At 64.5% G+C, this 19572-nt stretch carries 16 protein-coding genes; 7 read left to right on the top strand and 9 right to left on the bottom strand.

All coding sequences use genetic code 11. The features are described from left to right. Position 1 precedes the first annotated feature (1 nt). Positions 2 to 2503 (top strand): TonB-dependent receptor, encoded by a 2502-nt coding sequence (locus tag LSO07_RS04145; RefSeq protein ID WP_151092435.1) that lies wholly within the window; start codon positions 2 to 4, stop codon positions 2501 to 2503. Here the strand turns inward: LSO07_RS04145 and LSO07_RS04150 are convergent. Together LSO07_RS04150 and LSO07_RS04155 are read right to left on the bottom strand one after the other, a co-directional pair. After that, complete coding sequence (locus LSO07_RS04150) at positions 2500 to 3168, bottom strand: response regulator (RefSeq protein WP_225317174.1); 669 nt, start codon at positions 3166 to 3168, stop codon at positions 2500 to 2502. The genes LSO07_RS04145 and LSO07_RS04150 overlap by 4 nt on opposite strands. Next, positions 3165 to 4073: a histidine kinase gene (locus LSO07_RS04155; protein WP_191909576.1), complete on the bottom strand. Its 909-nt coding sequence runs from the start codon at positions 4071 to 4073 to the stop codon at positions 3165 to 3167. The genes LSO07_RS04150 and LSO07_RS04155 overlap by 4 nt, the downstream gene beginning before the upstream one ends. Before the next feature lie 430 nt (positions 4074 to 4503). On the opposite strand from LSO07_RS04155, the gene LSO07_RS04160 reads away from it, so the two are divergent. The 5 genes from LSO07_RS04160 (at position 4504) to LSO07_RS04190 (ending at position 10658) form a co-directional block, all read left to right on the top strand. Beyond that, the gene (locus LSO07_RS04160) at positions 4504 to 5319 is read left to right on the top strand and encodes an NF038120 family PEP-CTERM protein (RefSeq protein ID WP_034784293.1); all 816 of its coding nucleotides are present in this window, start codon (positions 4504 to 4506) and stop codon (positions 5317 to 5319) included. Position 5320: 1 nt separating this feature from the next. Then, positions 5321 to 8485 carry a S8 family serine peptidase gene (locus LSO07_RS28335; protein ID WP_151092439.1) on the top strand — a complete coding sequence of 1055 codons (3165 nt, stop codon included), beginning with the start codon at positions 5321 to 5323 and terminating at the stop codon, positions 8483 to 8485. Between the two features lie 119 nt (positions 8486 to 8604). Then, positions 8605 to 9258, top strand: coding sequence for an AIM24 family protein (locus LSO07_RS04180; RefSeq protein WP_080753537.1), 654 nt, complete (start codon positions 8605 to 8607; stop codon positions 9256 to 9258). Between the two features lie 17 nt (positions 9259 to 9275). After that, positions 9276 to 9917 carry an AIM24 family protein gene (locus tag LSO07_RS04185; protein WP_034784288.1) on the top strand — a complete coding sequence of 214 codons (642 nt, stop codon included), beginning with the start codon at positions 9276 to 9278 and terminating at the stop codon, positions 9915 to 9917. Between the two features lie 3 nt (positions 9918 to 9920). Beyond that, the gene (locus LSO07_RS04190) at positions 9921 to 10658 is read left to right on the top strand and encodes an AIM24 family protein (protein ID WP_034784287.1); all 738 of its coding nucleotides are present in this window, start codon (positions 9921 to 9923) and stop codon (positions 10656 to 10658) included. Position 10659: 1 nt separating this feature from the next. Here LSO07_RS04190 and LSO07_RS04195 read toward each other — a convergent pair whose 3' ends face one another. Then, a complete protein-coding gene (locus LSO07_RS04195; protein ID WP_151092441.1) occupies positions 10660 to 11460 on the bottom strand; it encodes an enoyl-CoA hydratase in 801 nt (266 codons plus the stop codon). Positions 11461 to 11502: 42 nt separating this feature from the next. Beyond that, positions 11503 to 12132 carry a head GIN domain-containing protein gene (locus tag LSO07_RS04200; protein ID WP_151092444.1) on the bottom strand — a complete coding sequence of 210 codons (630 nt, stop codon included), beginning with the start codon at positions 12130 to 12132 and terminating at the stop codon, positions 11503 to 11505. A gap of 176 nt (positions 12133 to 12308) precedes the next feature. Here LSO07_RS04200 and LSO07_RS04205 point away from each other — a divergent pair, with 176 nt between their 5' ends. Further along, positions 12309 to 12866, top strand: coding sequence for a flavin reductase family protein (locus tag LSO07_RS04205; RefSeq protein ID WP_099389938.1), 558 nt, complete (start codon positions 12309 to 12311; stop codon positions 12864 to 12866). Positions 12867 to 12926: 60 nt separating this feature from the next. On the opposite strand, the gene gdhA is transcribed toward LSO07_RS04205, so the two are convergent. The 5 genes from gdhA to LSO07_RS04230 form a co-directional block, all read right to left on the bottom strand. Next, complete coding sequence (gene gdhA, locus LSO07_RS04210; protein WP_034784281.1) at positions 12927 to 14270, bottom strand: NADP-specific glutamate dehydrogenase; 1344 nt, start codon at positions 14268 to 14270, stop codon at positions 12927 to 12929. A gap of 206 nt (positions 14271 to 14476) precedes the next feature. Continuing rightward, entirely contained in the window at positions 14477 to 15724 is a 1248-nt protein-coding gene (locus tag LSO07_RS04215) for a DUF819 family protein (RefSeq protein WP_151092447.1), read from the bottom strand. A 184-nt stretch (positions 15725 to 15908) separates the two neighbouring features. Next, positions 15909 to 17270 (bottom strand): prephenate-dependent tRNA uridine(34) hydroxylase TrhP, encoded by a 1362-nt coding sequence (trhP, locus tag LSO07_RS04220; RefSeq protein WP_151092450.1) that lies wholly within the window; start codon positions 17268 to 17270, stop codon positions 15909 to 15911. Positions 17271 to 17362: 92 nt separating this feature from the next. Then, entirely contained in the window at positions 17363 to 18751 is a 1389-nt protein-coding gene (locus tag LSO07_RS04225) for an FAD-binding oxidoreductase (protein WP_092608824.1), read from the bottom strand. A gap of 182 nt (positions 18752 to 18933) precedes the next feature. Next, positions 18934 to 19572, bottom strand: a complete 639-nt coding sequence (locus tag LSO07_RS04230; protein WP_034784272.1) for a TetR/AcrR family transcriptional regulator — start codon at positions 19570 to 19572, stop codon at positions 18934 to 18936.

The following is a 19572-nucleotide window of genomic DNA, read 5'->3' on the forward strand; positions in this document are numbered from 1 at the left end:
CATGAAACTGACTTTATTGGCCGCCGCTGCCATGGCGCTGTGCCAGGCGCAGGCCGCCGACCTTGCCGCTGACGCCAGCCTGGCCGCGAGCCTGGCCACCTCGGGTGACTTGCCCACCGTCATCATCACGGGCAGCATGCCGCTGCCCACCGTGGAGCAGCCGCGCGATGCGTTGGCCGCGCCCGTGCAGACGGCCAGCGCGCAGCAGATCGCCCGCAGCGGCGCGCTCGATATCTCCGCTTTCCTGCGCCGCAACCTGGGCAGCGTGGTTGTCAACGAGGTGCAGAACAACCCGTTCCAGCCCGACATCAGCTACCGCGGCTACACGGCTTCGCCTCTGCTGGGCACGCCGCAGGGGCTCTCCGTGTATCTGGACGGCATGCGCCTGAACCAGCCGTTTGGCGATGTCGTCAGCTGGGACTTGATCCCGCGCATGGCCATCGCATCGCTGACCCTGATGCCGGGCTCGAATCCCCTGTTCGGCTTGAATACCCTGGGCGGCGCGCTGGCGCTGCAAACCAAGGATGGCAGGAGCAGTCCCGGCACCGCCATCGAGGCGCGCCTGGGTTCCGACAAACGGCGCGGCGTCGAGGTCGAGCATGGCGGCAACAATGCGCAAGGCTGGCACTGGTATGTGACGGGCAACCGCTTCAAGGAAGACGGCTGGCGCGACGATTCGCCGTCCGACGTGCGCCAGGCGTTTGGCAAGCTGGGCTGGAGCGATGCGCGCACGGACATCGCCGTCACCGTGGCCCACGCGGACAATGCGCTGACGGGCAACGGCTTGCAGGAACAGCGCCTGCTGGCGCGCGACTACCGCAGCGTCTACACCAAGCCGGATTTGACGCAAAACAGGTCGACCCTGCTGAACCTGACGGGCAAGCACCAGGCCGGCGCTGCCTTGCTCTTGTCCGGCAATGTGTACTACCGCAAGATCGACACGCACACGTTTAACGGCGACCTGAACGATGAGTCGCTCGACCAGTCCGTCTACCAGCCCGGCGCGGCCGAGCGGGCGGCCCTGGCAGCGGCCGGCTACACGGGCTTTCCCGCCAGCGGGGCGAATGCCGGCAACACGCCATTCCCCAAATGGCGCTGCATCGCCAACGTGCTGCTGAACGATGAGCCGGCCGAAAAGTGCAATGGCATGCTCAATCGCAGCCATACGCGGCAGGAAAACTATGGGTTTTCCGGCCAGGTCACCGCGCTGGCCGACGTGGCGGGAGCGCGCCATGCCGTCACGGCCGGTGCCGCCTACGACACGAGCCATGCCACCTTCCGCCAGACGAGCCAGTTTGGCTATCTGAATCCCGACCGCAGCATCACGCCCGTGGATTTCTTTGCCGATGGCACGCAGATCGATGACGATGGCACGCCCGTCGACAACCGTGTCGACTTGAGCGGGCGCATGCGCACGTGGAGCGTGTATGCGAGCGACAGCATGGCGTTCAATCAAGACCTGACCCTGACCATCTCGGGCCGTTACAACCGCAGCACGGTGCGCAACCGCGATGCCATCACGCCCGGTGGCGGCAGCGGCTCGCTCGATGGCGACCATCGTTTCAGCCGCTTCAATCCCGCCATCGGCCTCGCCTATGCACCGGCCGGAGGTACCGGCGCGTATTTCGGCTACAACGAAGGCAGCCGCACGCCGACGGCCATCGAACTTGGTTGCGCCGACCCGGAAAACCCATGCCGCCTGCCCAACGCCATGGCCGGCGACCCGCCATTGAAACAGGTGGTGACGAAGACGTGGGAGGCGGGCGTGCGCGGCCAGTGGCGCGACGTGGCCCGCTGGAGTGCGGGCGTGTTCCGCGCGGAAAACCATGACGATATCCTGTTCGTCGCCGACAACCAGGCCGGTTTCGGCTATTTCAAGAATTTCGGCAAGACGCGCCACCAGGGCGTGGAACTGGCGGTCGACGGCAAGGCGGGCGCGGTGGACTTCGGCATCAATTACACGTGGCTGCAGGCGACGTACCAAAGCCGGGAAACCGTCAACGGCAGCGCCAACAGCAGCAGCGACGCGGAGGCGCCCGGCCTGGAAGGCAATATCGCCATCGCGCCGGGCAACCGCATTCCCCTGACACCGAGGCATATCCTGAAGGCGCACGTGGATTATCAGGGCGGACGCGACTGGACGGTGGGCCTGGCCATGACGGCCGTCTCCAGCGCGTATGCGCGCGGCAATGAAAACAACCAGCACCAGGCGGGCGGTCCATCTTACCTGGGCGCGGGCAAGAGCGGCGGCTATGCCGTGGTCGAGCTGAACGGCAAGTACCAGCTGACGCCCCGGCTCAGCGTGTTCGCTCAGGTGAATAATCTGTTCGATCGGAAATATGCGACAGCGGCCCAGCTGGGCGCGACGGGTTTCGATGCCAGCGGCAATTTTGCCGCCCGGCCATTGCCCGCCGTGAGCGGTGAGTATCCGATGGTCAATGCCACGTTTTATGCGGCCGGCGCGCCACGCAGCGTGAACGTGGGTGTGCGCTACGCGTTTTAAGGGTGGATATGCTCAATGACACCATTGCGCAGGGCAAGGTGGACAAGGGCGGCGGGGCCGGGCACGTCGAGCTTTTCCTTGATGCAGGTCTGGTGGTTGGCCACCGTCTTGCTGCTCACGTGCAGCAGGCGGGCGCAGTCGGCGGCGCTGCGGCCTTCGGCCAGCAGGCGGAAAATTTCGAATTCGCGCTGGCTGAGGCTGCTCAAGCGCTGCGCTTCCATGCGGGCCGTGCCTTGCAGCACGCCCGGTGTGCTGTGCGGGTCCAGGTAGCGCCGGCCCGCGTGGGCGGCGCGCACGGCGTCGACCAGATGTTCCGGGTAGGCCTGCTTGCTGACGAAGCCGCAGGCGCCGCCATCGAGCGCGCGCGCGATCAGCTGCGGCGTGTCGTGCATGGTAAACACCAGCACGCGGGCGGCGGCATCGCGGGCGAGCAGCTTGCGCAGCAGTTCCAGGCCGCCGATGCCGGGCATGGACAAGTCCGTCACGCAGACGTCGGGCGCCTGCTCCTGGTGCAAGGCATACGCCGTCTCTCCATTGCCCGCCTCGGCCACGACGGCGATGTCGCCGCCCTGTTCCAGCAGGCGGCGGTAGCCCGTGCGCACCACCGGGTGGTCGTCCACCAGCATCACGCGGATCGGCCGTATGCTGCAGTGCATGGCGCTCATGCCGCGCACCGTGCCGCCAGGGCCACTTCGATGCGCAAGCCCTTGCCCAGCGCGCTGATCCAGCGGATATGGCCGCGCAAGCCGGCCACGCGCTCGCGCATGCCCAGCATGCCGTAACCGGATTCCTGCCGCATGTCCTGGCGCAAGCCCCGGCCATTGTCTTCGATGGCCAGGTGCAGCACGCCGCGCGCATCGGCGCGCAATTCCACCGTGGCCTGGTCGGCGCCCGCGTGGCGCGCCACGTTCGTCAAGCCTTCCTGCACCAGGCGGTAGATGGCGGTGGCGGTGCTGTCGTCGAGGCCGGCGGGGATGGCGTGCGCCGTGAAATGGCAGGCGATGCCGTGCTGCTGGGCCCAGCTGTCGCACAGCGCCTGCAGGGCCGGCGCCAATCCCAGGCTGTCGAGCACGGGCGGGCGCAGCCGGCGCAGCATGGTGCGCACCATCGCATGCAGCGCTTCCGAGGAGCGGGCGATGCTGGCGGCGCAGGCCTGCACGTTGGCCTGGTCGCCATCGCGCGCGCGCAGGATGTAGCTGGCGGCGGCGCGGATGGCCGTGCAGTCTTGTCCCACTTCATCGTGCAGCTCGCGCGCCAGCGCGCAGCGCTCCTCTTCCTGCGCGCGCAGCAGGCGCTGCGTGAGGGCGCGGTTTTGCGCCAGCAGCAGCGCCACCTGGCGTCCGCGCCGCACGGCAAAGCCGGCCAGCGCCAGCACCAGCAGCAACAGGCTCAGGACCAGTTCATCGAGTTGCCAGTGTTCCTGGCGCCAGAGCGCGCGCGTCAGCCGTTCGGCCAGGTCCAGCCTGGCGGCCAGCAGGAAAAAAGCCAGCGCCAGCGTGCCGCACGCGATGATGCGCCGGGCCGGCAGCGTGCCTGAGCGGCCGCTGCCGGCCAGTTGGTAGTGTTCCATGATGCTGCTCCCTGAGCACGGTCGATCTCTTTGTTGTGCAAGCTTCATGCCATCGGTGCTGGGGCTGTGGCCGGGCGCGTGGCGGGGAGAGACAAGTGTTCCAGGATGGAACAGGTGTACCGCGATGTGACGGGAAGATGATGGTGCGGCAGGCGCAGTTTTCGAGCTTATCTGAAGTCGGGCCGGCACGCTGGCGCGCACGTCTGCAGTGCGCAGCATTGTTGTTCCAATGTAACGTTGAGATTGCTCAAGCTTTCATAGATAAAACAAAACAAAGTTTCGCGGAGCTAGATAAAAAATAAATAAATGATATTAAAAATATGTTATTTGTTTTATGCGATTTGCTATATTTGTTGACACTTTTGTGAAAAAGCTGAAAGCGGGCGCCAGACCTGCCGACCTATCTATCCACAACAAACAAGGGAATAGAATGAATCGTTCATCACATGCGCGGGTATCGCCCGCCACCGCCAATCCGCCCGCTACCCGCGGTCGCGCCACCATCCTGGCCGCGCTGGCCACCTTGTCCGTGCTGGCCTCGGCGCCGGCCATGGCCGATGTCCTGACCTTCGATAACTTGCGCCCCGACGTGTATGCCAGCGGCCAGACGCTCAATACGTCGAGCTACAACCTGCTGTTCCTGGCCGATCCGACCACGGCGGCCGGCGGCGGCGTCAGCGGCGTGGGCGCCATCCTAGATGGCCGCGTGGGCTCGTCGTGCGATATCGCCGCCTGCCCGCAGGGCGCCACCGGCAATTACCTGGCCATCCTCAACGATGGCGGCGTGAATTTTTCGCGTGCCGACCGCCAGGCGTTCAGCCTGGCCGGTTTCGATTATTCCTTCATCGCGCCCGTATCCGGCTTGCCCAACATGAATTGGGGCCAGTTGCAGCTGAGCGGCACCCTGAGCAACGGCCAGGTGATCAGTACCTCGCTGGCGTTTCCCGGCCAGGGCGGCGATGGAAATTACCATTTCCAGGGCGCTTCCCTGCTGGGCGGCTTCAGCAACTACGCGTTTACGGGCCTGACCTTCAACGCGTGCATTTTCAATGACACTGGCGCGTGCAGCAATTCCATCGATTTCCCCGCCTTTAACCAGGGCCAGTTTGCGCTCGACAACATCAACATCAGCGCCGTGCCGGAACCGTCGACCTACATGCTGATGCTGGTCGGCCTGGGCGCCATCGGCATGCTGTCGCGCCGCCGCACCGGCAAGTTCGCAGCGTTCACCGTGCAAGGAGCGTGAGATGAAATTACGTCCCGTTTCACTCGGTATCCTCCTGCTGGCCGCCAGCCTGGCGCAAGCGGCGCAGGCGCAGGAACGCCGCTCCTACATCGTGCAATTGGTCGACAAGCCGGCCGCCACCTATACGGGCCAGGTCGACGGCCTGGCCGCCACCAAGCCGGCCCCAGGCGCGCGCATCAACGTGGGCGCCGCCGATGTGCAGGCCTATTTGAGCTACCTCGACACCAAGCAGGCCGCCGTGGCCGGCACCGTCAGCGCGGCTGAAATCACGCACCAGTACAGCGTCGTCTTCAACGGCTTTTCCGCCTTGCTGACGGACGATGAAGTGCGGGCCCTGAAGAAAAACAGCGGCGTGGCCAGCATCAGCGCCGACTCCATCCTGCAGCTCGACACCAGCTACACGCCCAGCTTCCTGGGCCTGGACAAGCCGGGCGGCATCTGGGAGCAGCTGGGCGGCAAGGCGCACGCGGGTGAAGACATCATCATCGGCATCGTCGACAGCGGCATCTGGCCGGAAAACACGGCCTTTGCCGACCGCCTGGACGAGAATGGCGTACCTAGCCACAGCGGCAACAATGTCGTGTACGGCGCGCCACCGGCCAGCTGGCAGGGCACTTGCCAGACGGGCGAAGGTTTCTCCGCCGAGAATTGCAACAACAAGCTGATCGGTGCACGCTACTACCGCGCCGCCACGTCGGCGCTGCACTGGACGGAATTTTTGTCGCCGCGCGATTCCGTCGCCGGCCTGACGGGACACGGCGGCCATGGCACGCATACGGCCTCCACGGCCGGCGGCAACAATGGCGCCCTGGCCACCTCGAACGGCGTGTCGCTGGGCAAGGCATCGGGCATGGCGCCGCGCGCCCGCATCGCCGCCTATAAAGTGTGCTGGACGGCCGCATCGACGGGCCGCAACGGTTGCGCCACGGCCGACAGCGTGGCCGCCATCGACCAGGCGGTCAAGGATGGCGTCAACGTCATCAACTTCTCCATCGGCCCGAACGCGGGCGGCGGCGCCTTCGACGAACCGACGGAAGTCGCCTTCCTCGGCGCGGCGGCAGCCGGCGTATTCGTTGCCACGTCGGGCGGCAATTCCGGCCCGGCCACGCCCGCACCCGACGTGCCGGCGCCCGTCTCGCACATCAGCCCGTGGCTGGCAACCGTGGCCAATTCCACCCACAACCGCCTGTACGCGGGCAATGTCATCCTCAGCAACGGCACCAAGCTGGAAGGCGCGTCGAGCAATGCGAAGACGCCGGCGCTGCCGCTGATACGCTCGCGCGACGCGGGCCTGGCCGGCGTGCTGCCGACGGACGTCAATCTGCTGCGCTGCTTCGGCGCGGCCGATGCCACTTCGGCGTATCTGGACCCGGCGAAAGTGGCCGGCAAGATACTCGTGTGCGACCGTGGCGGCAACGTGCTGGTCAACAAGAGCGCGAATGCGAAGACGGCGGGCGCGGCGGGCGTGATCATCGCCAACGTGGCCGGCGGCGCCAACACCATCATCAACCAGGCGCACGTGCTGTCGACCGTGCACCTGGCGCAGGCGCAGGGCGACGCGCTGAAGGCCTTCATGGCGGCGACGCCCGATGGCACGGCGGCGCTGGGTGAAGTCCATACGATCCCCGACACGACGGTGCAGGCGCCGATCGTCAGCGACCGGTCCTCGCGCGGGCCGAACGTGGCCAATGCGAACATCCTGAAACCGGATCTCTCGGCGCCCGGCACCAACGTGCTGGCCGGCGTGACGGCCGACCTGACGCAGGCGCAGCGCGATGCCGTGGCGGCAGGCGGCGTGGCGCCGGCGGCCGAGTGGGATTTCTATTCCGGCACTTCGATGGCCAGTCCGCACGTGGCTGGCGTGGCGGCGCTGCTCAAGCAGCAGCATCCCGACTGGTCGCCCGCGGCCATCAAGTCGGCGCTGATGACGACGGCCTTCAGCACCTATTCGGATGGCTTGAACGGTTCCGTGTCGTGGGATGCCACGGCGAAGACCTCGGGCCAGCTGCCATGGGGCCAGGGCGCCGGCCACATTGCGCCGAACAGCGCGGCCGATCCTGGCCTCGTGTACGACATGTCGGAAATCGACTATGCGCGCTTCCTGTGCGGCCTGAACCTGAAGGTCTACAGCGCCGCCACGTGCCAGGCCATCGGTACCATCACGGCCTATAACCTGAACCTGGCGTCGCTGACGGCGGCCAACGTGCTGGGCACGCAAACGCTGACGCGCACGGTGACCAACGTGGGCGCCAGCAGCGCCGTCTACAACGTCTCGGCCAGCCTGCCCGGCTATACGGTGGCGGTGACGCCTACCAGCCTGAACCTGGCGCCGGGCGCCAAGGGCCAGTACCAGGTCAAGCTGACGCGCACCACGGCGCCGGCCAATACCTGGACCTACGGCGCTCTGAGCTGGACGGATGGCACGCACACCGTGCGCAGCCCGCTGACGGCGCGCGGCACCTCGCTGGCCGCCATTCCGCTGGTCAGCAGCGAAGCGGCCACGGGCAGCAAGGTGCTGACCCTGGGCACGGGCTTCACGGGCGCGCTGGTCGGCGTCAAGTCGGGTCTCGTCGAAGCCGTGCGCCAGGCGCGCACGATCGGCCAGGCGGCGACAGGCGCTGCCGCATCGGCTGCCTGCAAGGCGGGCGGCGCCACGGGTGTGAACGTGCACAACGTGGTGATCCCGGCCGGCACCCTGGCGGCGCGCTTTGCCACCTACGATGCGGAAACGACGGGCGGCGCGAATACCGACATGGACATGGAGGTCTACAACGCCGCCAATGTGCTGGTCGGCAGCAGCGGCAATGAGAGTTCGAATGAGCAGGTGGAACTGCGCCTGCCTGCCGCCGGCACCTACAAGGTGTGCGTGATCGGTTTTGCGCCGCAAAACGGCCAGGCCGACTACACCTTGTCGTCGTGGGTGCTGGCGCCGGGCTTGAACAACGGCAGCTTCAAGGCGCTGATGCCGGGCACGGCCTACACGGGCGGCACCGCATCTGTCTCCCTGAGCTGGTCCAACCTGGCCGAAGGCAAGCGCCACCTGGGCGCCGTCGGCTACCAGGTGGCTGGCGTGGTGCAGGGCGTGACGGTGATCGAGGTCAATACCAATGATCCCGTGCCGCTGTTCCAGAACGCGCGCGGCGCCAGGCCGGTGCTGGCGGAATAAACCGTTCATTGTGTGAACGCAAGGCGTGCCTCCGGGCACGCCTTTTTTTATGGGAACCCCCGTTCGCCAGGAATAGCGCTTGCGCGCCGGCAAAGCCACCGGTATCTTGTCGGATAGCCATGGCTTTGTGCCCTGGCATTCTTGGGGAGTCGCGCGTGACCAGTTTCCGCACCAATACCGACCGCCTGCTGGAAGTGCGCCTGCAGGATGAAAAAGTGCTGGCGATTGCCGGCGCCATGGTCGCCTATACGGGCGCCATCAAATTTGAAAAGTCCCTGCTCGGTGGCGAGGGCATCTTTGGCGCGCTCAAGCGCAAGGTGACAAACGAAGGCATGCAGGTGATGCAGGCCGCCGGCACGGGCACCGTGTTTTTCGCGCAGAATGCGGCCGAGATCACCGTCATGGCGCTGGCCGGCGAAAAGCTGACCATCGAAAGCAGCAGCCTGCTGGCCTACGATACGAGCCTGAAAACGGGCACCAGCTTTGCGGGCTTGCGCGGCGCCAGTTCCGGCCAGGGCCTGTTTTCCACCACCGTGGAAGGCAACGGCAACCTGGCCGTCATTTCGCGCGGCAACCTGATCATGCTGGAAGTGACGCCGGCGCATCCGCTGCGCGTGGACCCGGACGCCTTCGTCGGCTTCAAGGGCGACATCCGCCAGGAATTCGTTTTTGATGTCAACTGGCGCACGATGATCGGCCAGAGCTCGGGCGAATCGTACCAGCACAAATTCACAGGCCAGGGCGTGGTGTTCATCCAGCCCGCCGAACGTTAAGTCAGCGAGGACCCACGATGCCTGTCTATCAGCAGATCAATGAAAAGATGCTTGAGGTCAAACTCGGCAATGAAGAAGTGTTCGCGCGCAAGGGCGCCATGGTGTCGTATCAGGGCGACGTGGCGTTCAGCCGCTCCTTCCTGGCCGGCCAGGGCGTGCAAAGCCTGGCCATGCGCGCCGTCACGAATGAAGGCTATGCCCTGATGTCGGCGCGAGGCACGGGCAGCGTGTTTTACGCCCAGGGCGGCCTGTTCGTCACCATCGTCCCCGTGCGCGGCGAAACTTTCTATGTGGAAAGCGATTCCCTGCTGGCCTTCGATGCGCGCCTGACGGCTGGCACCATGTTCCTCGGCAACCAGGGCGGCGTGCAGGGCGTGGTGCGCGGCATGGCCTCCGGCCAGGGCTTGTTTACCACCACCTTGCAAGGCACGGGCGAAGTGGCGATCCTGTCCGACGGCAACGCCATCGGCTTGCCCGTCACGCCGGATGTGCCCGTGTTTGTCGACCCGCAAGCGTATATCGGCCATACGGGGCAGCTGAGCTCGACCATCGTCACGGACCTGAACTGGAAAACCTTCGTCGGCCAGGCGTCCGGCGAATCGTACCAGGTGAAGTTCACGGGCCAGGGCACGGTCTATATCCAAGCGAGCGAAAGGTAAGCCATGACGATTTACAATCCCGATACCTTGCCGAAGAACGATAACCTGAACCGTTTTTCGTATGTCATCGACGTCAAGGAACAGATCTTCATTCGCAAGGGCAAGATGATCGCCTTCTATGGCGAGCTGCGCTTCGAAGCCATGGGCAGCAGCGTGCTCGACTTGATCGTGCGCAATGCCTTCAATGCACCGAAATACATCCACCACTTTGTCGTGGCGCAAGGACAAGGGCAATTGATCCTGGGCGACAACGGCAATGACCTGGCGTGCTACGATCTGGACAACGCCAACATGACCATCCGCGCGAAAAACCTGCTGGGTTTTACGAAGGACGTGATTTGCCAGGAATCGACCTTGCCCGGCTATCTGACGATGATCGGCACGGGCAAGGTGATCGCCTCGTCGAACGGGCCCGTGCACTTCCTGGAACTGCCGTGCCGCGTCGATGAACAGGCCGTGCTGGGCTGGGCCGATTGCCCCAGCCCGTCGTATCACTACGATTACGCCCACGTGCAGGGCTGGGCCTCGGCCGCCGGCGCGCTTACCGGTTTCAGTTTGTCGGGCGAGGAAAAGCAGATCGACTTCACGGGCGCCGGCACGGTGCTGGTGCAGTCGTCCGAGCTGGACGTGACGGGCAGTTCCGCCCTGATGCAGCTGCTGGCGCAATTGCCGCTGCTGGGCAAGGAAGACCTCGGTACCTTGAGTCTTTCCGTCCAGCAGCAGATGAAGGAACAGCGTTAAGTTACCTGACGGCCGCCCAGCCGGGCGGCCGTTTTTCAAGGAAGGCGGTGACGCCTTCGTCCGCATCCTCTTCCATCATGTTGCGCGCCATCACGTCGCCCGCGTAGGCATACGCGTCGTCCAGCGGCAGCTGGCGCTGTTGGTAAAACATCTGTTTGCCGTAGCGGATGGCCGTCGGGCTTTTCGCCATGATCTGCTGCGCCAGGCGCGCCACGGCGTCGTCGAGCGCTGTGTCGGCCACCGTTTCGTTGATCAGGCCCCAGTCGGCGGCCGTGTCGGCGTCGATGAAGCGGCCCGTCACCAGCATGTCGAAGGCCCGCTTGGGCGAGACATTGCGCGACAGGGCCACGGATGGCGTGGCGCAGAACAGGCCCACGTTGATGCCGGACGCGGCAAAGCGCGCGGACGCGCCCGCCACGGCCAGGTCGCAGCTGGCGACCAGCTGGCAGCCGGCCGCCGTGGCGATGCCGTGCACGCGGGCAATCACGGGCACGGGCAAGGCCTGGATGGCTTGCATCACGCGCGAGCATTGCGCGAACAGGGTTTGGTAATACGCAAGCTGGCGCGTCGCCTGCATCTGGCGCAAATCGTGGCCTGCGCAAAACGCCTTGCCTTCGGCGGCCAGCACCACGCAGCGCACGTGCGGCTGCCCGGCGATGAAGTCGAGTTCAGCCTGTAGCGCGGCCAGCATGGCTTCCGACAGGGCATTGAATTGCAGGGGACGGTTCAGGCGCAGGGTGACCAGGCCACCCTCGTCCTCGCGCAGCACCAGCGGTGCTTGCGTGTCATGTGTTGCGGTCATGTGGTCTCCAGTGGCCTGATGGCCTTGTTATTTTAGGAAATCTTACTTGGCGGCGTTGACGCTGCCGATGCCGGCGATCGACTTGTGCACGATCTTCGGCTTGCCGTAATAGATCAGTTCACCCATGCCGCGCACGACGGCGTTCAGCTCGCCCGAGGAATACACCTTGACGGAACCGATGCCTTCGAAATTGACGTCGACGTTTTTCGCCAACAAGGCTTTCGTATCGACTTCGCCCACGCCTTGCGCCTTCAGGCGCAGCCAGTCGACCTGTCCATCGGCAGCCAGGCGGCCCGCGCCCTTGTAGCTGATGTCGACTCGTGGACCATTGAGCTTGGTCAATATCTTTTCTCCCGCGCCTTCCGCGATCAGCTTGCGCAAGGTGGGCATGGTGATGATGACCCGCGGGTCGCCATCCGTCTTCTTGATGTCCTTGTCCTTCATGGAAATTTTCAGCTCGCCATCGACCACTTCCGTGATCACGCCGCTGAGGAATTTCTGGTCGCCGCGCAGTCGCAGGCTTTGCTCCTTGCCCGATTCGACTTCGATGCTGATGGGGCCGCGGATATCGATGGCGTTGAAGGCGCCAACCGTGCGGGTTTGCTCGTCGGCATGCGCGAGCGTGGAGAGGCAGGCAAGGGACAGGACTGACAACAGGAACAGAGGGCGCATGGCGGTTTCCTTGAGTAGTTGATCAGTGTATTCTATTGTGCAACATCTCCATTGAGGAGAAATTTGCGATGAACGGCACAAATCGCGGCGCGGATGATACGGCTGCCATCGGGCAGCCGCGCGCCCGGCAAGGCGCCGTTGGGCTATGCTATGGCGTACCGCGTCCTGGAGACTGCATGAAAAATTACCACAAAGAAGATTATCCCGTCGCCGACATCCGGCGTTTCCTTGAACCGGGGCCCGTGGTGCTCGTCAGTTCAACGTGGAAGGGGGAAAGCGACGTCATGACCATGGCCTGGCACATGCTGATGGAATTTACGCCATCCTTGCTGGGCTGCTTCATTTCCGACGCGAACCACAGCTATGAAATGATCAAGCGCAGCATGGAGTGCGTGATCAACCTGCCCACGGCCGATATGGTCGACCAGGTGGTGGCCATCGGCAATTGCAGCGGCGAAGATACGGACAAGTTCACGGCCTTCGGCCTGACGGCCCAGCCGGCCGAGCAGGTGGGCGCGCCCCTGATCGCCGAGTGCTATGCCAACTTCGAATGCAAGCTGGCCCAGGTGTCGGGCAACCCGAAAGGCGGCTTCTTCATTTTCGAGTGCGTGAAAGCCCACGTGGCCACGTCGCCCAAGCTGCCCGAAACCCTGCACTATCGTGGCAATGGCGAGTTCATGGTGTCGGGTCGCACGATCAGCCGCAAGAGCCTGATGAAGCCTGAAATGCGTTAACCCCAAACGCAAGGGCCGGGGTCGGACCCTGAGGGTCCGACCCCAGATTTTGTCATTGGGTTAAATCACCCCTTGCGCCAGCATCGCGTCGGCCACTTTGACGAAGCCGGCGATATTGGCGCCATCCACATAGCTGACCGTGCCGTCGGCGCGCGTGCCGTACTGCTTGCACGCGGCGTGGATGCCTTGCATGATCTGCAGCAAACGCGCATCGACTTCCTCGCGCGGCCACGATATGCGCGCCGCGTTCTGGCTCATTTCCAGGCCGGACGTCGCCACGCCGCCCGCATTGCTGGCCTTGCCCGGCGCGTACAGCACGCCGGCCGCTTCGAAGGCCTTGGCGGCCTCGATGGTGGTGGGCATGTTGGCGCCTTCGGCCACACATTGCACGCCATTGGCAATCAAGGTGCGCGCATCGTCGATGTTCAGTTCATTTTGCGTGGCGCAGGGCAGGGCGATATCGACCGGCACATGCCATGGCGATACGCCTGCTTCGAAGCGCACGCCCGTGCGCGCGGCGTAATCGCTGACCCTGCCATACAGATGGTTCTTGATCTCCATCAGGATGGCCAGCTTTTCCGGCGTGAAACCTTCCTCGTCGATGACGGTGCCGCTCGAATCGGAGACGGTGATGACTTTCGCGCCCATGGCCATGGCTTTCTCGACCGCGTATTGCGCCACGTTGCCCGAGCCGGACACGGACACGCGCATGCCTTCGAACGAGCGGCCCCGGGTTTTCAGCATTTCCTGCGCAAAATACACGGTGCCGTAGCCCGTCGCTTCCGGACGCATCAGCGAGCCGCCGAAGCTGGCGCCCTTGCCCGTGAATACGCAGTCGGCGCGGTTGCTGAGTTTTTTCATCATGCCGGCCATATAGCCCACTTCGCGCCCGCCCACGCCGATGTCGCCGGCCGGCACGTCCGTGTCCGAACCCACATGGCGGAACAGTTCGCTCACGAAGGCCTGGCAGAAGCGCATCACTTCGCCCGGGCTCTTGCCCTTCGGATCGAAATCGGCGCCGCCCTTGCCGCCGCCCATCGGCAAGGTGGTCAGGGCATTCTTGAACGTCTGTTCGAAGGCGAGGAATTTCAGCACGGACAAGGTGACGGAAGGGTGGAAGCGGATGCCGCCCTTGTACGGCCCGATGGCCATGCTGTGCTGGATGCGGTAGCCGCGATTGACTTGTACTTGCCCGTGGTCATCGACCCACGACACGCGGAACATCACCACGCGCTCCGGCTCGATCAAGCGTTCCAGCAAGCCTTGTTCCGCGTATTTCGGGTGCTGTTCCAGGAATGGCCACAAGCTCTCCATGACTTCGGTGACGGCTTGCAGAAACTCGGGTTGACCTGGATTGCGTGCGGCGACATGCTGGACATACTCGTGAGCAGATGCGTATTTCATCAGAATTCCATGGAGGTAATCGGTTATTTGGGCAACTATCATCGCAGATTTCGCACAAAAATGGTGCGGAAATTTGGTTTTGAGGGGTTTCTGCTACATTGTGGGGATTTTTGAGGACGTTGCGGCCGATGCGAGTGGTAAACGACAACGCCAGCCCGAAGGCTGGCGTTGTCGTTGCGGATCGCCTGGTCAAGCCAGGATCGTCATCACCCCGCCATGCTGCGCAGGATCAGCCCCGTGATGTAGGCGCCGTAGGTGCCCAGCGCGTAGCCAAGCACGGCCAGCAGCACGCCGACGGGAGCCAGGGCCGGATGGAAGGCGCTGGCGATGACGGGGGCGGAGGCGGCGCCGCCGATGTTCGCCTGCGATCCCACGGCCATGAAGAACAGGGGGGCGCGGATCAGTTTGGCGACGAGCAGCATCAGGCCGCCATGCACGGCGATCCAGATCAGGCCCAGCAGGAACAAAAACGGCTTGTCGAGCAGGGCGCCCAGGTCCATGTGCATGCCGATCGTTGCCACCAGCACGTACAGCATGGCCGAGCCGATGGTCGAGGCGCCCGCGCCTTCCAGGCTGCGCGCCCGGGTAAAGCTGAGCAGCAAGCCGAAGGTGGTGGCGAGCACGACGATCCAGAAGAAGTTCGACGTCAGGCTGTAGTCCTGCAAGCGCCATGCGGCGGGCAGGGTGTTGATCCAGCTGATGATGGGGCCGGCCAGGAAGTGCGACAGGCCCGTCACGCCCAGGCCCACGCCGAGGATGATCATGATGTCGGTCAGGGTGGCGATGCGAGCGTGTTGCGTGCGGTAGCTTTCGATGCTGTCCTTGAGCGCATTGATGGCCGTCAAATCGGCACCCGTCCAGCGGTCGAAGGCGCCCGCGCGGCCGGCCAGGAACAGCAGCACGGCCGTCCAGACGTTGGCCACCAGCACGTCGACGGCGACGAACTGGCCGAACAGGGTGGCATCCACTTCAAATACTTCCTTCATGGCTGCCTGGTTGGCGCCGCCGCCTATCCACGAGCCGGCCACGGTGGTCATGCCGCGCCACGTGTCGCCTGCCACCGTTTCCGGGTGGATCAAACGCAAGGCTTCGAACGAGACGAGGGCGCCCAGCATGACGCCCAGGGTGCCGGTCAAGAACATGATGATGGCCTTGGGGCCGAGGCGGATGATGCCGCCGAAATCGATGGCCACGCACAGCAGGACCAGTGCGCTGGGCAGCAGGTAGTCGCGCGCCACGGCGTACAGGCCGGACGCATTGCCATCGATGATGCCAAACGTGTTGAGCAGCGCCGGGATCAGGTAGCACATCAGCAGGGAGGGGATATACGTGTAAAACTTTTTCCAGAAGCCATTTTGGCGGGAAGCGGTCCAGAAGACGGTCCCCAGGGTCATGGCGAGCAAGCCGAGGACGACGGCGTCATTGGTGATCAGGGCGGTAGTGGCAGGTGGCATCGGGGATTCCGGTGAACGTGTCAGGGACGCACCGGGTGCCGATAAGGCCCCCGGGCGCAGGGTGGCCGTATCGTATAGCAATGTTGAAGCCTAAACAAATTGTTTAGGCGGTGATGCGTGGATTTTTACTTGCCAAATCAAACACTTAGATACTGGTTCCTCACCCCGCGCTCCAGACTGGCGGTTACAAATAACGTGCCAGCAAGGCCTTGTCGAGGGACCCGTCGAGTTCGATGCGCACGAAGTGGCCGCTGCCGGGCGCCACCTGGATCTCGCTGCCGTCATCGCTGAGCATGCGCGCAATAGTGACATCGCGGTTGCCACCCGGATGCACGGCCTCGATGCGGTCGCCCACGGCGAAGCGGTTTTTCACTTCCACCCTGGCCCAGCCGTCCGTCACGCCCAGCACGTCGCCCACATACTGGCTGCGGTCCGCTTCCGACGCGCCGCGCATGTAGTTCTGGTGCGTCTGCGTGTGGTGGCGCTGGTAGAAACCGTCCGTGTAGCCGCGGTTGGCCAGGCCTTGCAGCTGACCTAAGAGACCAATATCGAAGGGGCGGCCCGCGACGGCGTCATCGATGGCCTGGCGGTAGACTTGCGCCGTACGCGCCGCGTAGTACAGCGACTTGGTGCGGCCTTCGACCTTCAGCGAGTCGACGCCGATTTTCACCAGGCGCTCGATGTGCTCGACGGCGCGCAAATCCTTCGAATTCATGATGTAGGTGCCTTGCTCGTCCTCGAGTATCGGCATCAGCTGGCCCGGACGCTGGGCTTCTTCAATAAAATATGGCTGGTCGGCCAGCGGGTGGCGCGGCTGCTGGTGCAGGGCGGAAAACGCGTTGTTGTCGGCTTCGGCCAGCGCCTGGTGAAATTCCAGCGGCACTACCTGCATGCCGCCCAGGTCGCCGCTGGCGTCTTCGGACGCATTTTTCACCTTGTAATCCCAGCGGCAGGAATTCGTGCACGTGCCCTGGTTGGGATCGCGGTGGTTGAAATAACCGGACAACAGGCAGCGCCCCGAATAGGCGATGCACAGGGCGCCGTGGACGAATACCTCGAGCTCCATTTCCGGGCAGCGCTGGCGGATTTCCTCGATCTCGTCGAGCGACAATTCGCGCGACAGGATCACGCGCGTCAAGCCCATGCGGTGCCAGAATTTGACGTCGGCCCAGTTGACGGCGTTCGCCTGCACCGACAGGTGCACGGGGACGTCCGGCCACTTGTCGCGCACCATCATGATCAGGCCCGGGTCGGCCATGATCAGCGCGTCCGGGCGCATGGCGATCACCGGTTCCATGTCGCGCAAATACGTTTTCAGCTTGGCGTTGTGGGCGAAGATATTACTGGCGACGAAGAATTGCTTGCCGCGCGCATGCGCACCATCAATTCCCTCCTGCAAGGCTTGCAAGGTCGAAAAATCATTATTGCGCACACGCAAGCTGTAGCGCGGCTGGCCCGCGTAGACGGCGTCAGCGCCAAAGTCGAAGGCGGCATGCATCTTGGCCAGGGAGCCGGCAGGCAGGAGGAGTTCGGGAGCTTGGCGCATGGAGGAGGGGCAAAGCCGGCGATTGTAAGCGGGCGGCGAGCGCATTGCATTGCCCTGGATCAAGGGATTGCAAGGCGCTGCGCCGTGGCAGCCTAGGCGGCCGGACAGATGTTCTGGTTGGCGCGGAACAGGTTGGCGGGATCGTATTGCTTCTTGATGCGCGCCAGGCGCGGATAGTTCACGCCATACGCGTCGGCCGTGCGCCCGCTTTCATCTTCGGTCAGGAAATTGACGTACACGCTGCCCGTCGCATACGGCGCGGCGTCGTTGAAAAACTCGCGTGCCCAGGCGATGCAGCGCGCGTCATCGGCCGGCTCGTCCCAGCGCGTGTGCACGTTCATCACGTACAGGGCGTCGCGGTGCGGATAGGCCGTATCCTGCGGCGCCGGCCGGCTCGCCTGCGCGCCCAGCAGGCCGAGGAAGATTTCGCATTGCGGCGTCGGCAGCTTGCCGGCATGGCGGATGACGGTATCGATGGCCGCGTCGCTGAGCTGCGTGAAGTTGTGCGATTTCCAGTAATTGCGCGCGCCCGGCGTGAGCAGGGCATCGAACGCCTGTTGCCAGGCCGTGTACGGCATGCTGCCCAGGTGCATGCCCAGCGGCTGGCCGAAGCTGCCGATGCGCTCGATCGCTTCCTGCATGGCGGCAGATTGCACGGGCGAAAAGACGGGCAGGACCAGCACGTCCTGGCCGTGCACTTCCGGTGGCAGAAAGGGCAGCGGCGGCGCTTTGCGCAAGACGGCCCAGACGGTCAATTCATCGGGCATGCCGTCGACGAAATCGCGGTATTTCGTCAGCACCGCCTTGGCTTGCGCGTAAGGAAACACGATGAGGCCAGCCGTGACTTGCGGCCCCACCGGATGCAGCTGGAACTCGAAGCGCGTGACCACGCCGAAGTTGCCACCGCCGCCGCGCAAGGCCCAGAACAGGTCGGGATGCTCCGTCGCGCTCGCATGCAGGAATTGTCCGTCGGCCGTGACGACATCGGCCGCCAGCAGGTTGTCGGCCGCCAGGCCCAGCGTGCGGCTGAGCCAGCCAAAGCCGCCGCCCAGGGCTAGTCCTGCCACGCCCGTGGTGGAATTGATGCCCAGCGGCGTGGCCAGGCCGAACGCTTGCGCCTCGTGGTCGAAGTCGTGCAAGGTGGCCCCGCCTTCGACGTGGGCGCGGCGTTGTTGCGGATCGATATGCACCGAGCGCATGCCGGACAGGTCGATCACCAGGCCATCGTTGCACAGGGCGCTGCCGGCGATATTGTGGCCGCCGCCGCGCACGGCCAGGGGCAGGCCGTGGTCGCGCGCATATGCCAGCGCCGTGCGCACGTCGGCCGTGCCCGCGCAGCGCGCGATGAGTGCCGGATGCCGGTCGATCATCGCATTCCAGACGGCGCGCGCGCTGTCGTAGCCGGCGTCGTTCGTTTGTAACAGTTGCCCTCTCAATGAGGCTTGCAACTCATTGAGCTGGCCGTTCGTCAAGGTATTCATCGTGTACCTCCCAGCGGCTGCATGCGGTTATGGGTATGGTGACGGGAAGCAGGAGGACTGTCCCCGCGTGCCGGCCTGCATGCATCGTTTGCCAGCGCGTGGTTTCATGATAGGAAGGCACCAGACGGTACGCAAGCCCAGGTGCTGGCAAATGAAACAAGGAAATGCGAGGGGTTGCCGCTTCAGGCGTAGGGCGTGCCCGCCATGGCGGCGTTCAAGCCCGTGTGTCCCCGGTCCACCAGGGACAGGAAGCCGGCCTTGGCCAGTTGCGCGTCGCCATGTTGCGCGAAGGCACGGTGCGCTTCGATGAGGGCGGTGCTCCAGGTGGCCAGCAGCAGACTGGCCGCCAGGTGCGCGAGGGGATCGCTTGCATCGCGCCCCGTGGATTCGGTCAGCGCTTGCGCCACCACTTGCGCCAGTTCGTCGCGGATGGCCCGCGCCCGCGCTTTCAAGGTATCGCTGGCTTCGATGGTGGCAATGAAACCCTGACCAGCGGCGGAAAAGGTGATGTAGGGACTGTCTTCCAGTACCAGCCGGTGCGCCAGCAGGCGCAGGGTTTCGATGGGCGGGATGGCGGGATCGCGCTGGCGCAAGGCGTCGCGCAGCAGTTCGCGCCCCTCTTCCTCGCGGTCGAAGAACATGTCTTCCTTGCGGGGGAAATGGTTGAACACCGTCATGCGTCCCACGCTGGCGGCCGCCGCGATCTCGTCCACCGTCACTTGCTCGAAGCCGCGCACGAAGAACAGGCGCGTGGCGGCATTCGAGATGGCTTGGCGGGTGGCAAGGCGTTTGCGGGAGCGGAGGTCGGAAGGAATCGTCAT

Source organism: Janthinobacterium sp. PLB04, assembly GCF_021165895.1.
Taxonomy (GTDB): domain Bacteria; phylum Pseudomonadota; class Gammaproteobacteria; order Burkholderiales; family Burkholderiaceae_D; genus Janthinobacterium; species Janthinobacterium lividum.

Coding starts and splice junctions, on each gene's coding strand:
- LSO07_RS04145 (WP_151092435.1), top strand. CDS start 2: ATGAAACTGACTTTATTGGCCGCCGCTGCCATGGCGCTGTGCCAGGCG.
- LSO07_RS04150 (WP_225317174.1), bottom strand. CDS start 3,168: ATGAGCGCCATGCACTGCAGCATACGGCCGATCCGCGTGATGCTGGTG.
- LSO07_RS04155 (WP_191909576.1), bottom strand. CDS start 4,073: ATGGAACACTACCAACTGGCCGGCAGCGGCCGCTCAGGCACGCTGCCG.
- LSO07_RS04160 (WP_034784293.1), top strand. CDS start 4,504: ATGAATCGTTCATCACATGCGCGGGTATCGCCCGCCACCGCCAATCCG.
- LSO07_RS28335 (WP_151092439.1), top strand. CDS start 5,321: ATGAAATTACGTCCCGTTTCACTCGGTATCCTCCTGCTGGCCGCCAGC.
- LSO07_RS04180 (WP_080753537.1), top strand. CDS start 8,605: ATGGCTTTGTGCCCTGGCATTCTTGGGGAGTCGCGCGTGACCAGTTTC.
- LSO07_RS04185 (WP_034784288.1), top strand. CDS start 9,276: ATGCCTGTCTATCAGCAGATCAATGAAAAGATGCTTGAGGTCAAACTC.
- LSO07_RS04190 (WP_034784287.1), top strand. CDS start 9,921: ATGACGATTTACAATCCCGATACCTTGCCGAAGAACGATAACCTGAAC.
- LSO07_RS04195 (WP_151092441.1), bottom strand. CDS start 11,460: ATGACCGCAACACATGACACGCAAGCACCGCTGGTGCTGCGCGAGGAC.
- LSO07_RS04200 (WP_151092444.1), bottom strand. CDS start 12,132: ATGCGCCCTCTGTTCCTGTTGTCAGTCCTGTCCCTTGCCTGCCTCTCC.
- LSO07_RS04205 (WP_099389938.1), top strand. CDS start 12,309: ATGAAAAATTACCACAAAGAAGATTATCCCGTCGCCGACATCCGGCGT.
- gdhA (WP_034784281.1), bottom strand. CDS start 14,270: ATGAAATACGCATCTGCTCACGAGTATGTCCAGCATGTCGCCGCACGC.
- LSO07_RS04215 (WP_151092447.1), bottom strand. CDS start 15,724: ATGCCACCTGCCACTACCGCCCTGATCACCAATGACGCCGTCGTCCTC.
- trhP (WP_151092450.1), bottom strand. CDS start 17,270: ATGCGCCAAGCTCCCGAACTCCTCCTGCCTGCCGGCTCCCTGGCCAAG.
- LSO07_RS04225 (WP_092608824.1), bottom strand. CDS start 18,751: ATGAATACCTTGACGAACGGCCAGCTCAATGAGTTGCAAGCCTCATTG.
- LSO07_RS04230 (WP_034784272.1), bottom strand. CDS start 19,572: ATGACGATTCCTTCCGACCTCCGCTCCCGCAAACGCCTTGCCACCCGC.